The organism is Streptacidiphilus jeojiensis (genome assembly GCF_042510965.1).
GTDB lineage: Bacteria > Actinomycetota > Actinomycetes > Streptomycetales > Streptomycetaceae > Streptacidiphilus > Streptacidiphilus jeojiensis.
In genome coordinates this window covers 30,150-43,462 of sequence record NZ_JBEUKS010000021.1, presented here as the reverse complement: position 1 = coordinate 43,462, position 13,313 = coordinate 30,150, and the positions used below count along the sequence as shown (strand labels likewise).

The 13,313-nt window shown below is 73.4% G+C and carries 13 protein-coding genes; 1 reads left to right on the top strand and 12 read right to left on the bottom strand.

Annotated features, from left to right (window positions below; genetic code table 11):
• The first annotated feature begins 66 nt into the window (after nt 1–66).
• Nucleotides 67–714 (top strand): DedA family protein, encoded by a 648-nt coding sequence (locus tag ABUW04_RS37840; RefSeq protein ID WP_380568832.1) that lies wholly within the window; start codon nt 67–69, stop codon nt 712–714.
• A 26-nt stretch (nt 715–740) separates the two neighbouring features.
• Here ABUW04_RS37840 and ung read toward each other — a convergent pair whose 3' ends face one another.
• The 12 genes from ung to ABUW04_RS37780 form a co-directional block, all read right to left on the bottom strand.
• Nucleotides 741–1,424: a uracil-DNA glycosylase gene (gene ung / locus ABUW04_RS37835; protein ID WP_030260421.1), complete on the bottom strand. Its 684-nt coding sequence runs from the start codon at nt 1,422–1,424 to the stop codon at nt 741–743.
• A gap of 112 nt (nt 1,425–1,536) precedes the next feature.
• The gene (locus ABUW04_RS37830) at nt 1,537–2,328 is read right to left on the bottom strand and encodes a TetR/AcrR family transcriptional regulator (RefSeq protein WP_380568831.1); all 792 of its coding nucleotides are present in this window, start codon (nt 2,326–2,328) and stop codon (nt 1,537–1,539) included.
• 124 nt (nt 2,329–2,452) lie between these two features.
• Nucleotides 2,453–3,190, bottom strand: a complete 738-nt coding sequence (locus ABUW04_RS37825; RefSeq protein ID WP_380568830.1) for a class F sortase — start codon at nt 3,188–3,190, stop codon at nt 2,453–2,455.
• Nucleotides 3,183–3,854, bottom strand: a complete 672-nt coding sequence (locus ABUW04_RS37820) for a hypothetical protein (RefSeq protein WP_380568829.1) — start codon at nt 3,852–3,854, stop codon at nt 3,183–3,185. The genes ABUW04_RS37825 and ABUW04_RS37820 overlap by 8 nt, the downstream gene beginning before the upstream one ends.
• 267 nt (nt 3,855–4,121) lie before the next feature.
• On the bottom strand, nt 4,122–4,901 hold the full coding sequence (locus ABUW04_RS37815) for an HAD-IIA family hydrolase (protein ID WP_030260429.1): 780 nt from the start codon (nt 4,899–4,901) through the stop codon (nt 4,122–4,124).
• Between the two features lie 145 nt (nt 4,902–5,046).
• Nucleotides 5,047–5,784: a phosphonatase-like hydrolase gene (locus ABUW04_RS37810; protein ID WP_380568828.1), complete on the bottom strand. Its 738-nt coding sequence runs from the start codon at nt 5,782–5,784 to the stop codon at nt 5,047–5,049.
• Nucleotides 5,784–6,905, bottom strand: a complete 1,122-nt coding sequence (locus tag ABUW04_RS37805) for a TIGR03364 family FAD-dependent oxidoreductase (RefSeq protein WP_380568827.1) — start codon at nt 6,903–6,905, stop codon at nt 5,784–5,786. The genes ABUW04_RS37810 and ABUW04_RS37805 overlap by 1 nt, the downstream gene beginning before the upstream one ends.
• Nucleotides 6,906–7,038: 133 nt before the next feature.
• Nucleotides 7,039–7,737: a GntR family transcriptional regulator gene (locus tag ABUW04_RS37800; protein WP_380520435.1), complete on the bottom strand. Its 699-nt coding sequence runs from the start codon at nt 7,735–7,737 to the stop codon at nt 7,039–7,041.
• A gap of 106 nt (nt 7,738–7,843) precedes the next feature.
• Entirely contained in the window at nt 7,844–8,725 is an 882-nt protein-coding gene (locus ABUW04_RS37795; RefSeq protein WP_380568826.1) for a class E sortase, read from the bottom strand.
• A gap of 125 nt (nt 8,726–8,850) precedes the next feature.
• Nucleotides 8,851–9,888, bottom strand: coding sequence for an adenosine deaminase (locus ABUW04_RS37790; RefSeq protein WP_198037579.1), 1,038 nt, complete (start codon nt 9,886–9,888; stop codon nt 8,851–8,853).
• Nucleotides 9,889–9,997: 109 nt separating this feature from the next.
• On the bottom strand, nt 9,998–11,377 hold the full coding sequence (locus ABUW04_RS37785) for a DUF445 domain-containing protein (protein ID WP_380568825.1): 1,380 nt from the start codon (nt 11,375–11,377) through the stop codon (nt 9,998–10,000).
• 259 nt (nt 11,378–11,636) lie between these two features.
• Nucleotides 11,637–13,289 carry a beta-N-acetylhexosaminidase gene (locus ABUW04_RS37780; protein ID WP_380568824.1) on the bottom strand — a complete coding sequence of 551 codons (1,653 nt, stop codon included), beginning with the start codon at nt 13,287–13,289 and terminating at the stop codon, nt 11,637–11,639.
• Nucleotides 13,290–13,313: the final 24 nt, after the last annotated feature.

The following is a 13,313-nucleotide window of genomic DNA, read 5'->3' as shown; positions in this document are numbered from 1 at the left end:
TAGTAAAAAGCAACCGATACTGCAACCGACACTTTCTGTCTGCGGACAACACCATGAGGAGTCACCTTGAGCGAGGTCCTGGACCTTTTCGGCTCCTCGTGGTTCTTCATAGCCGCACTGCTGGCCGTGCTGTCCGACGCCTTCCTGCCGATCGTGCCCAGCGGCACGATGGTCATCGCCGCGACGCTGCAGGCCTCCGAGACGCACACCTCGCCGGTGCTGCTCGGCGTCGGGGTGGCCATCGCCTCCTTCACCGGGGACCTGCTGCTGCTCCGGATCGCCCGCCGCGGAGCCGCCTGGGCGCAGCGGCGGCTGGACCGCAAGCCGGGGGCGGCCGGCGCCGCGGCCTACCTGCTGGAGGCGCTGGAGACCAGACGGGCCCGCACCATCGTCGCGGCCCGGTTCGTCCCCGGCGGCCGCTCCGTGCTCGACCTCGCCGTCGGCACCACCGCCACGCCGCCGCGACGGTTCCTGCGCTGGTCCGCCGTCTCCGCCGCGGTCTGGGCGACCTACATCGTCGGCCTGGGCTACCTCAACGAGCACACCTTCGACACCAGTTGGCTCAGCTTCGCGGTCTCCTGCGTCGCGGCGACCACGATCAGCGCCGTGATCGCCCGCATGGTGCAGCGCCAGCGCCGCAACGCCCGTGAGGCCGCCGCGGCCGCCGCCGACGCGGACGATCACTTGACGACGGCCCCCGTCGCCGTCAGCTGACCGCCGCCGTCAGCTCACACTGCCGGTCAGGCCGGCAGCCGCCAGTCGATCGGGGCCAGGCCCAGGTCGGCCAGGCCCTTGTCGATCTGCGAGAACGGACGGCTGCCCAGGAACAGCTTGGCCGACAGCGGCGAGGGGTGGGCGCCCTGGACCACCACATGGCGGTCGGTGTCGATCAGCGGCAGCTTCTTCTTGGCGTAGTTCCCCCACAGCACGAACACCGCCGGCTCGGCCCGGTCGTTGACGGCGCGGATCACCGCGTCGGTGAACTGCTCCCAGCCCTTGCCCTTGTGCGAGTTGGCCTCGTGCGCGCGCACCGTGAGCACCGCGTTCAGCAGCAGCACCCCCTGGTCCGCCCAGGCCTCCAGATTGCCGTGGGCGGGCGCCGGGATGCCCAGGTCCGCGTCCAGCTCCTTGTAGACGTTGCGCAGCGACGGCGGGATCTTCACCCCGCGCTTCACCGAGAAGCACATCCCGTGCGCCTGGTTGTCGTCGTGGTACGGGTCCTGGCCGAGCAGCAGCACCTTCACCCGGTCGTAGGGGGTGTGCTCCAGCGCCGAGAAGACCTGGCCGACCGGCGGGAACACCTGGTGCTCGGCCCGCTGCTGCGCCACGAACCCGGCGAGCTCCTGGAAGTACGGCTTCTCCGTCTCCTCCGCGAGCACCCCGCGCCAGGATTCGGGCAGCACGAACTCATTGACTGACGACATGGCGGTTCCCTCCGAGGTGTACGACCGACGTGCAACTGCACCGTACCGGGCCGCACCGACAACGCCCGAACTCCCCGGCTGCCGCGGCCCGCTGCGGCCCGCTGCGGTCCCGCTACGCCTCGGTGCAGAGCTCCTCCAGCCCCGCGGCGACGCCGTCGAGGACGCGCTCCAGGCCCCACTCGAAGGTCCGGTCGGGGTCGGGGTCGTGCTCCGCCAGAGCCACGAACCGGGCCAGCAGCGGGTACTGGCCGGTGGCCAGCACCTCCGTCAGGTACGGGCCGACGCTGCGCCGGTAGCGGTCCCCGTCCAGCCCGGTGCGGCCGGCCACCTCGGTCCTGGCGATCTCGGTGAGCACCACCCCGCGGACGTAGCCGAGCACCGTTCCGGCCAGGCCGGACATCGCGGTGATGTCGAGTCCCAGACCGTCCATCACGCCGAGCAGGTACTCGGTCCTGCGCAGGGTGTTGGGCCCCAGCGGGGGCCTGCTGGCGGCGATGGGCAGCACCCAGGGGTGCCGCAGCATCAACCGCCGGTACTCGACGGCGATCCCGCGCAGGTCGTCCCGCCACCGGCCGGTCCGCGGACCGACGGCGCCCTCCTCGCCCATGACCTGATCGGCCATCAGGTCGAGCAGGTCGTCCTTGGTCTCCACGTAGCGGTACAACGACATGGTCCCGACGCCGAGTTCGGCGGCGATCCGGCGCATCGAGACGGCGTCCACGCCCTCGGCGTCGGCGAGCGCGACGGCGGCGGTGACGATGGCCGGCACGCTCAGCGACGGCTGCGGTCCCCGGCCGCCGGAACGCGGGCGGGCCCAGACCGGCGGCCGCGGGCCTTCCGACCGCGCCCCCTCCGGCTCCAGCCCCTCCGGCCGCTGAGCGGACCCCACATCGCGGGCTGCCACCGGCGGCCTCCTCGGCTGTCCCGCTCCCGCACCGTCCAGGGGAGTCGCGTACATGGTACGCAGATACCGGGGCCGTACGCAGATACCAGGGCCGTACGCAGGCGCCGGTGCTACCGGGGCCGGGCTACCGGGCCTGGGCGTCCCGCACTCCGCTGAGGTGCGCGTACAGCACCACATTGCCGGTGTACTCGGCCCGCTTGCGGTCGAAGGCGCCGCCGCAGGTGATGATCCGCAGCTGGGCGTCCTTCGCCGGCGCGTAGACCTGCGCGGCGGGAAAGGCGGCCTTGGGGTAGGCCTGCACCCGGTCCACCGTGAACAGCGCGGTGCTGCCGTCCAGCCTGGCCACCTCGACCGGGGCGCCCGGCTTCACCGCCGACAGGTTCCAGAACACGGCCGGGCCGGTCCTGGTGTCGACGTGGCCGACCAGCACCGAGGTGCCGGCCTCGCCCGGGGTCGCCGAGTCCCGCAGCCAGCCGGCCGTCCTGGGCTGCGAGAACGGCGGCAGCTCGGGCTGGCCCTCGCTGTCCATGCCCAGGCCCAGCAGCGGCGCGGTCAGCCCGATGGAGGGCATGGCCAGCTGGATCGGGGTGGACCGGGTCAGCGCCGGATGCACGGCCGGGGCCGGCGCGGGGTGCGCCGACGGCCGGGGGGTGGCCCGCACGGCGTCGGAGGCGGTGCCCCGGGCGCTCACCGGGACCGCGTTGACCCCGGTGCCGGAGCCCCCGGCGACCGCCCGGGCCGGCGCGCCGATCCCCAGCGCCGCACCGCCGACCGACACCACGACCAGGCCGGTGGACAGGGTCGCCAACGCGCTCAGCACCCGCGGGCGCGAGAGGGAGGACAGGCGCCGGAGCTCAACCACGGCTGCCCGCGCCCCGTCGTGCGGCGAGCGCCCTGCGGCGCAGCAGTTCCAGCCCGCCCAGCGCCGCCGCACCGGTGACCGCGAGCGCGCCGCGCCCGGTGGCGCTGCCCAGTGCGTCGCTCCCGGCGAGGCCGCGGGTCGCTCCCCAGCCGCCGCCGGTGTCCAATGCGCCGATCCGGACCACGGTGACCGTGCCGACCGCGACCGAGGTGCCGCTGCACTGCTCGGTGACCGGATGCGGTCCGGGCTTGGCGTCCTTGGCGACCTCGGCCTCGGCGAACAGCCCGCCGTCGGCGGCGAGCCCGAGCTTCACCGGCCCGGCGAAGGCCGTCGAGGTGACCGTCCCGGTGGTGGTGCCGCCGCAGTCCGCGAAGGTGCGCACATCGACCGACCCACCGGGACGGGTGAGCGCCGGGGAGACGGTGACCACGTCGAGGGCGCGCAGCACGCCGCGCGGCTCCGCCTTCACCCCGGTGGTGTCGGTGGTGGTCAGTACCGTGCTCCGGGCGGCGTTGTCGGCGGACGAAGCCCCTCCCGCACCAGTGCCGCCCGTACCCGTGTCGCCGAACGTCGCGGCTGCCGCCGGGCCCGCCGCCTGCACGGCGAGCAGCAGCGCGAACACGGCCACGGCCGCCCCAGCCGAGGCGGTGCGGAGCTTCGCCATCAGGTTTCCTCTCACTCCCGGGCAGCCGAACTGACGCTCCGGCAATTCACCCATATCAATGCAAAATATGACGAACGATTGCCAGAAGTGGGAGGACCTGCGCCATCTGACACACCGTCGGTACCCCAACGGATGACCCCGACGGCCATTCGGACGCGGAGCAGGCCCCCGACCACTGGTCGGGGGCCTGCTCGGATCATGCTCGGATCGTGCTCGGACTCTGCTCGAACGGCGGACCGGGACGTGCCCGGCGCGGCTCAGCTCAGCTCAGATCTCGTCGATCAGCTCCGCGACCGACTTCGCCACCCGGGACGGACGGTACGGGTAGCGCTCGACCTCGGACTGCTGGGTCAGGCCGGACAGCACCAGCACCGTGCGCAGACCGGCCTCCATGCCCGACTTGATGTCGGTGTCCATCCGGTCGCCGATCATGACCGTCGACTCCGAGTGGGCGTTCAGCGCGTTCAGCGCCTCACGCATCATCAGCGGGTTGGGCTTGCCGACGAAGTACGGCTCCACCCCGGTGGCCTTGGTGATCAGCGCGGCAACCGAGCCCGCCGCCGGGAGCACCCCCTCCGGGGAGGGGCCGGTCTCGTCCGGGTTGGTGCAGATGAACCTGGCCCCGGCGTTGATCAGGCGGATCGCCTTGGTCAGCGCCTCGAAGCTGTAGGAGCGGGTCTCCCCCAGCACCACGTAGTCCGGGCTGCTGTCGGTCAGGATGTAGCCGACCTGGTGCAGCGCGGTGGTCAGCCCGGCCTCGCCGATGACGTAGGCGGTGCCGCCGGGGCGCTGGCCGTGCAGGAACTTGGCGGTGGCCAGGGCCGAGGTCCAGATCGCCTCCTCCGGCACGTCCAGACCGATCCCGGCGAGCCGGGCGTGCAGGTCGCGCGGGGTGTAGATGGAGTTGTTGGTCAGCACCAGGAAGGGCTTGCCCGACGCCCGCAGCCGGTTGATGAACTCGTCCGCCCCGGGGACGATGGTCCCCTCGTGGACCAGCACGCCGTCCATGTCAGTCAGCCAGGACTCGACCGGCTTGGAATCCGCCACGTCTGTCATCTCCAGTTCCCGTTCCGGTCCAGTTCCAGGAGCACTCGGCTGCCCCGACGATGCGGCCCGACGATCTCCGCCTCCAGCCTAGTGGGGAACGGTCGTGCGAGGCTCGGGCGTCCCGACTGACGGGACGCCGAAAGGCCTAACGGGACAGCAGCAACCCCGGCAGTTCGGCCACCGAGCCCAGCACCGCCGTCGCCCCGTCCGCCCGCAGCCGGGCGGCGTCGTGGGCGCCGGTGAGCACCCCGGCCACCACGCCCGCCCCGGCGGACGCACCGCAGCGCATGTCGTAGCCGGTGTCGCCGACCACGGCCAGCTCGCTGACGTCGTCGGCGGCGTGCGTGCGCAGCAGCGCGGCCAGCGCCAGGTCCGGGTACGGACGGCCGCGGCCGCCCGCGTCGGCCGGGCACAGCGCCAGATCGACCAGGTCCTGCCAGCCCAGGGCGCCGATGATGCGCTGCTGGGTGGGCCCGGAGAAGCCGGTGGTCAGCACCACCGTCAGACCGGCCTTGCGCAGGTCCCGGATGGCGTCCTCGGCACCGGGCAGCGGCGCGCAGTGCCCCGCGTCGACCAGCCCGTCATAGGCCCGCTCGAAGGCCCGGTTGGCCTGCTGAGCCTGCTCCTCCTCGGCGAACAGGTGCCGGAACACCGAGATCTTGCTCTCGCCCATGGTCGTGCGGACGTAGTCCAGCATCCGGTCGTGCTCGGCGCTGACCGGGTCCACCCCGAGGTCCAGTGCGGCCGCCTCGAAGGCCCGCTCCACCAGCCCGCCGTCGGCGACCGTGGTCCCGGCCATGTCCAGCACCACCAGCCTGGTCCGCACCCCGGCGCCGGTCACGTCCGTACCCGTCGCGTCCGTGCCCGTCGCGTCCGTACCCATCACAGCCCCATCTCGTTCGCCGTCGCTTCGCCGATCGCCGGCGAGCCCGTCATCCCGCGCCCGCCCGGGCCGGTCACCAGCCAGACCCCCTCGCGGACCCGTTCCCGGTGCACCACCAGGGCCGGGTCCAGGCACTGCGCGTACACCCCGGCCCAGCGGCGCCGGATCCTCGGCAGCGGCCGCCCCAGCAGGCTGCCGGCCAGCTCCGCCAGATAGGTGTAGGGGTCCTCGACCACGTCGAAGCCGAAGGGCTGGTCGTACTCGTGGGTGTCGCCGACCGTCAGCGTGCCGTCCGCGCGCTGCACCATCAGCAGCTGCATCCGGTGCTCGGCCGCGGTCGGGTGCTGCGGCTGGGCGGCGTTCAGCGCGTCCAGCGCGCCGCCGGCGTAGGCCGGGTAGTAGCGGAAGCTGTCACCGTCGGCGACCGAGGTGGTCAACTGCCCGTCCAGCGGGTCGGTCTGCATCATCTGCAGCCGGACCCGGCGCACCGGCAGCTCCGGTGCCAGCTCGCGGACCAGGCCGCCCAGCCAGGCACCGGTGCAGAGCACCACGGCGTCGCCGCTGTGCAGCTCGCCCCGGTCGTCGCGGACCGAGCGCTCGCCCACCACCTCGCGGACCTCGCGCCCGCCCAGGAAGGTGTAGCGGCCGGACTCGCGCAGCCGGTCCTGCAGCGCCCGCTGGGTGACCCGGGGCTCGACCTGCCCGTCGTACGGGCTCCACAGGGCGCCCAGGAAGTCCCCGCCCAGGGCCGGGTTGGCCTTGCGGGTCTCCGCCTCGTCCAGCAGCTCCCAGCCGCGCCGGCCGGCGTCGTGCCGGGCCGCGACCTCGGCGGCCACCGCCCGCTCGGCCTCGGTGCGCAGCACCGTGAGCGATCCACTGGCCCGGAAGCCCACCCCGGGCACCTCCGCGCCGATCTCCTCCCACAGCTGACGCGCCCTCAGGGCGGTGTCCAGATCCGGGCCCTCGGCGCGCCCGCCGACCCAGACCAACCCGAAGTTGCGGACCGAGGCGCCACGCGCCTGCTGCTCCCGCTCCAGGTGGACGACTTGGTGTCCGCGCCGGACGGCATGCCAGGCATGCATGGTCCCGAGCGCTCCTGCTCCTACGACGATGACTCTCACGGGTCCGACCTTCGATCCTCTGGATGATGCGCCGGGATTGCCTCGGTGAACCAAGCATGAACAAGGCGGCACGTTTGGACTAGACCCGTTATCAGTTCGTTACAGCAGAGCGGACCGCGCCCGCATCCGACCGCTACTCCCCCGCGCTCAGCTCGGCCGAGAAGCTGAACCGGTCGCCCCGGTACAGCGTCCGCACCCGCTCGAAGGGGTGACCGGACGCGTCCCAGCTGCTGCGGTGCAGCAACAGCATCGGCAGCGCCGGCGGGGTGCCGATCAGCAGCGCCTCCCTCGGCGTGGCCAGCACCGTCTCGATCCGCTCCCGGCCGCCCCCGGCTACCAGGCCGCAGGCCTCCTTGGCGTAGCGGTAGAACGACGACACCGGGTCGAAGTCGTCACCGAGCCCGGGCAGCAGCGCCACCGGGGCGTAGGTGCTCTCCAGACCGACCCGCTCCTCGTCCGCCAGCAGCACCCGCTCCAGGTGCCACACCTGGTCGCCCTCGGCGACGCCCAGCTCCGCGGCCACCTCGCCCTCGGCGGCGAAGCGCTCCAGCGCGATCAGCCGGCGCCCCGGCAGCCGGCCCTGGCGGCGGACGCCCTCGGTGTAGCTGGACAGCGACAGCGGCTGCTCGATCTTCGGCCCGGCCACCACCGTGCCGCGGCCCTGCCGGCGCACCCGCCCCTCCAGCAGCAGCTCGCGCAGGGCCAGCCGCAGCGTCTCCCGGGCCACGCCGTAGCGCTCGGCGAGCTCCCGCTCGGTCGGCAGCGTCCCGCCCTCGCCGAGCTCCACCAGCAGCTCGGTCAACTGGGCTTTGGCGGCATAGTACTTGGGCATCCGCCCGTGCTCCGGCACACCCTCCCGAACGGGGGCGCTGAGCAGGCGGGGGGCAGGGTGGCCGTTCATTCCGTCACCGTACAGCGGCCGGCTGCCGCCGCGGTGGCTACCCGGTCCGCGCCTGCTGGCCCACCAGGTGGCCCCAGGCGATCATCCGGAACAGCGAGGTGAACGCCGGGGTGCAGGTGGTCAGCGTCAGATAGCGGCCCGGGACGGTGTAGCCGTAGCGCGAGCCGGGGTGCAGCGAGCTGTGCGGCACCGCGGCGATGGTGTCCACGTCGCTCTGCGAGGTCTCCGGCAGGATCGAGTCGATCCGGTAGAAGTAGGTCCAGCCCTCGGTCTCGACGATCACCGAGTCGCCGACGCTCAGCCGTTCGAGGTGGCGGAACGGCTCGCCGTGGGTGTTGCGGTGCCCGGCGACCGCGAAGTTGCCCGGCTGCCCGGGCATCGCCGTGCCCGGGTAGTGGCCGATGTAGCCGTGATTGAGCACGGCGTACTTGTCGACGCCCTCGGCGACCGGGAAGACGACGCCCAGCGAGGGGATGCGGAGCACCGCGAAGGCGCTGAGGTCGCGGCTCATGCTGTCGATGCCGCTCCCGCTGGCGCCGCCGACCTGCAGCGGGGCCGGCTTGGCCGGAGCCGCCGCGCCCTTGGATCCGGACCCGGAGCCGGACGCGGACCCGGAGCCGGACCCCGAGGTGGCGGGCCCGGCAGCGGCCGAGGCGGAGGCCCTGGCCCGGGCGTCCGCCTGCCACTGCCGCTCCAGGCCGGCGACGGCGGAGCGGGCGCTGGCGTCGGCGGACTGGTTGGTCCACCACAGCTCGTAGGCCGCGAGCAGCACGACTACCAGACCGAAGGTGACCGCCAGCTCGCCGAAGCCGATCAACAGCCGCCGCAGCGCCCCACCACGCGCCCTGCCGTCCCGAGCTCCGCCGTCCCGCGCCCCGCGTTCCCGAGCCCCGGCTTCCCGGGCTCCGTCCTCCCGCACCCACTCTTCCCGCGTCCAGCTCTCCCGCGCCTCGCCTGCCCGCGCCCCGCCCTCCCGCGCCGCTCCGCCCCGCACGCTGCCTCCCGCACGCCAACTGACGACCCGTCAGCTCAGCTCACGGCAGGCTACCCCCGCTGCGGCCACCCCGCCAGGTACCCGTCGATCTCCCCGATCAGCGCACGCTTGCCCGCTCCGTCCAGGAACGAGGCCCGGACGGCCTGCCGGGCCAGCTCGGCCACCCCGGCCTCGTCCAGCCCGAGCAGCCCGGCCGCGACGGCGTACTCGTGGTCGATGTCCGTGCCGAACATCGGCGGGTCGTCGCTGTTGACGGTGACGAACAGGCCCGCCTCGACCATCTGCTTGATCGGGTGGTCCTCGATCCGCTCCACCACCCGGGTGGCGATGTTGGAGGTCGGGCAGACCTCCAACGGGATCTGGTGCTCGCCCAGGTGGTCCACCAGCCGCGGGTCCTGCATCGACGAGGTGCCGTGGCCGATCCGCTCGGCGCCCAGGAAGCGCAGCGCGTCCCAGACCGTCTCCGGCCCGGTGGCCTCGCCGGCGTGCGGGACGCTGTGCAGTCCGGCCGCGCGGGCCCGGTCGAAGTACGGCTGGAACTGCGGCCGCGGCACCCCGATCTCCGGGCCGCCCAGGCCGAAGCTGACCAGCCCCTCGGGCCGCAGGTCCAGCGCCAGCCGCTCGGTGATCTCGGCGGACTCGACACCGGCCTCGCCGGGGATGTCGAAGCACCAGCGCAGCACCAGGCCGAGCTCGGCCTCGGCCGCCTTGCGGGCGTCCTCGATGGCCTCCATGAACGCCTCGCCCGGGATGCCGCGCCGCACCGAGCTGTACGGAGTGACCGTCAGCTCCGCGTAGCGGACGTTGCGCCGGGCCAGCTCCTCGGCCACCCCGTAGGTCAGCGAACGCACGTCCTCGGCGTCCCTGATCAGGTCCACGACCGACAGGTACACCTGGATGAAGTGCGCGAAGTCGGTGAACTCGAAGTACTTCGCCAGCGCCTCCGGGTCGGTCGGCACCGCCGTCCGGCCCTCGTACCGGGCCGCCAGAGCGGCCACCACGGCCGGCGAGGCCGAGCCCACATGGTGCACATGCAGCTCCGCCTTGGGCAGCCCGGCCACGAACGCCTCGATCCCAGTCCCCGCCACTGCCGTGCTCCTTCGCCTCGCGCCTTCAGCCTGATCCGGTCCCCGTCACCTTCTCACGACGGCACTCGGACCAGCCTCAGCCCGGCCCCGGACCGGCCTCAACCCGGCCTCAGACCAGCACGGACACGGTGTGGATCAGCAGTCCGGCGGCCGCGCCGACGACCGTGCCGTTGATCCGGATGAACTGCAGGTCGCGGCCGACATTGGCCTCGATCTTGCGGGAGGCCTCGTCGGCGTCCCAGCCGGCCACGGTGTCGGAGATGATCGAGGTGATCTCGCCGCGGTAGGTGTCGACCACGTACTCGGCGGCGTCCTCCAGCCAGCCGTCCAGCTTGGCCTGCATCCTGGCGTCCGTGGCCAGCCGCCGGCCGAAGCTGCGGATGCCGTCGCGGATCCGGATCCGCAGCTGGCTGTCCTCGTCCTCGGCGGCCTCCAGCACCATGGCCCGGATCGCGGCCCAGGCCGAGGCGATCAGGTCCTGCACCTCGGAGCGGGCCAGCAGGTCGGCCTTGGCCCGCTCGACCCGGGCGATGGTGTCCGGGTCGGTCCGCAGTTCCTTGGCGAAGTCCTCCAGGAAGCTGTCGACCGCCCCGCGCGCCGCGTGGTTCGGGTCGTCGCGCACATCCACCGCGAAGCGCAGCAGCTCGCGGTAGACCCGGACGCCGATCTTGTTGTCGATGAACTTGGGCGTCCAGCCCGGAGCCTCCTCGGAGATGGTCCGGATCACCTGGTCGCTGTGCTCCTCCAGCCAGTCGTGGGCCCGCACCACGCACAGGTCCACCACGCCCTTGTGGCCGCCCTCGGCCAGGATCCGGGCCAGCATCGCGCCTATCGGCTGGGCGATCGGCTGCGCAGCGGCCCGCCGGGTCACCGCCTCGCCCACCACCGCCTGCACGTCCTCGTCGCGCAGCACCGCCAGCGCCCCGCGCAGGGCGGCGGACGCCTCCCTGGTGACCCGTTCGGCGCTGCCGGGCGCCGACAGCCACTCGCCGAGCCGGCGTCCCACGCCCAGTCCGCGCAGTCGGCCGCGGACCACCTCCACCGAGAGGAAGTTCTCGCCGACGAACTGGCCCAGACTGCGCCCGAACACGTCCTTCTTGGTGGGGATGATCGCGGTGTGCGGGATGGGCAGCCCCAGCGGGTGCCGGAACAGCGCGGTGACGGCGAACCAGTCGGCGAGCGCGCCGACCATCCCGGCCTCGGCCGCCGCCTGGACGTAGCCGGCCCAGGAGCCGGCGCCGGAGTGGATCGCCCAGCTGGTCAGGATGTAGACGATGGTGGCCGCCACCAGGAAGCCGGTGGCGATGGCCTTCATCCGTCGCACACCGCGCTGCTTGGCGGCGTCGGAGGCGGTGTAGCGCACCCCCATCGGCCCACCGGCCGGCCCGACCGGCACGGCGACCGCCGAAGCGGTGGCCCCGGTCGGCGCCGCACCCGTCCCCGTCGCTTCGCCCGTGCGGACGACGTCGGCTTCCTCGACTGGCTTCATTCAACTTCTCCTGGCCGGGTCCGGTCGGCGCTGCCCCGCCAACTGGGGGTCCCGTGGGGTACGGGGGGTCGCTCCCCGGAAAGCTGGAGCACGTCTCCAGTCTGCCCTCCGCACGATCGAAGTCACCGGGTGACCACGGATGACTCCGTCCCTGACTCATCCCTGACTCGACCCCGACCTGTCCCTGTTGCCGCCCCGGAGCGAGCCTGTCCCAGAGTCCGCCTGTCCCAGCGCCCGCCCCCAGAGCCCCCCGCCCCGGTCACCCGCCCCAGGGCACCCCGTCCGCCTCCAGGTACGACAGCCCCTGCTGCTGCCAGCGCGGCAGCTGGGCCGCCAACCGCTGCCGGAAGTCCCCCCAGCTCCGCCGGGCCTGCGGTGTCCAGGCGACCTCGGCCAGCGCCGGGAGCCTGGGCAGCAGCATGTACTCCAGGTTCTGCACGGTGCCGATGGTCTCGGTCCAGATCGGGGCCTCGACCCCGGCCACCGAGCCGGCCGGAAGGCCCGTCAGATAGCTGTCCGGATTCCAGTCGTAGGACCGCTCCACGCTCAGGTAGCCCGCCCAGGAGCTGCCGATCGGGGTCCGCTGGTCGTACTTCTGGTCCAGGTAGGCCCGGTCCGCGGGCTCCATCACCAGCTTGGCGCCCCGCTGCGCCGCGGCCACCAGCTGCTGCGCCAGCCCGGGCGGCTCCTGGCTCAGCGGGTGCCAGACCCCGAGCAGCCCGGGGGCGTCCTTCCCCGCGCCGGACGCCTCGTCCCAGGCCAGCGGCTGCTTGCCGTGCGCCCGGACGATGCCCGCGGCCCGGGCCATGAAGGTGTCGTAGTCGGCGGCTGACAGGGTGTCGGCCTCGTCCCCGCCGATGCCGAGGTACGGACCGGGCGTCAGCGCGGCCAGTGCGCCGACCACCCGGTCGACAAAGGTGTAGGTCGACTCCTTGCTGGTGCAGATCCGGCTGAAGCCGACGTCGACCCCGGTGTACGGCTTGGCCGGGGCGTCCCCCGCGCAGGCCAGGTCCGGATAGGCCGTCAGCGCCGCGTTGGTGTGTCCCGGCAGGTCCACCTCGGGCACCACGGTGATGTAGCGGGCGGCGGCGTAGGCCACGATCGCCCGGTAGTCGGCGGCCGTGTAGTAGCCGCCCGCACCCCCGCCGGTCTGCGTCGACGCCCCGATCCCGGTCAGCGCGGGCAGCCCGGGGACGGCGATCCGCCAGCCCTGGTCGTCCGTCAGATGCAGGTGCAGGACGTTGAACTTGTACTGCGCCAGCAGGTCGACGTAGGCCTCGACGTCCGCGACCGGGAAGAAGTGCCGGGCGACGTCCAGACTGCCGCTGCGCCAGCCGTAGCGGGGCTGGTCGCTGATCCGTACCGCCGGCACCGTCCCGGCGCCCTTGGCCGGCACCAGCTGACGCAGCGTCTGCACCCCGTGGAACAGCCCGGCCCCGGTGGCCGCCGTGATCACCACCCCGCCCGGCCCGGAGTCCAGCCGGTAGCCCTCGGCCCCGGTCCCGGCGTCCAGCCGCAGCACCAGACCGCTCGCGCTGCCCGTCCCCTCCACGGGCCGCGCGAGCCCGGTCACCGGCCGCAGCAGCGCGGCCAGGTCGGCGGCCACAGCACGCGCCGCCGACCCGCCTTCCCCACGCACCACGGTCCCCGCCGTCAGAACATATCCGGGACCACTGACAGCACTGACCTGCGAGGGCAGCGGCACCAGCGCCACCGGCGCGGAGCCGGCCGGCGCCGACACCGCCCCGGTCGCCCCCGTCGCCGCGGCCGTCGCCGCAGCCGTCGACGACCGCGAACTCCCGCCCGCGGCACCCGGGTCGGGCACCCCGGACGTCCCCCCGCCCGACGAGCACCCGGCCAGCAACAGCACCACCCCGACACCCGCCGCAGCGGCGACCCTCCCCCTGATCATCTCCCGATGGTCCCATTTGGTCCA

Coding starts and splice junctions, on each gene's coding strand:
- ABUW04_RS37800 (WP_380520435.1), bottom strand. CDS start 7,737: ATGCCCAAGTACTATGCCGCCAAAGCCCAGTTGACCGAGCTGCTGGTG.
- ABUW04_RS37785 (WP_380568825.1), bottom strand. CDS start 11,377: ATGAAGCCAGTCGAGGAAGCCGACGTCGTCCGCACGGGCGAAGCGACG.
- ung (WP_030260421.1), bottom strand. CDS start 1,424: ATGTCGTCAGTCAATGAGTTCGTGCTGCCCGAATCCTGGCGCGGGGTG.
- ABUW04_RS37780 (WP_380568824.1), bottom strand. CDS start 13,289: ATGATCAGGGGGAGGGTCGCCGCTGCGGCGGGTGTCGGGGTGGTGCTG.
- ABUW04_RS37810 (WP_380568828.1), bottom strand. CDS start 5,784: ATGGGTACGGACGCGACGGGCACGGACGCGACGGGTACGGACGTGACC.
- ABUW04_RS37820 (WP_380568829.1), bottom strand. CDS start 3,854: ATGGCGAAGCTCCGCACCGCCTCGGCTGGGGCGGCCGTGGCCGTGTTC.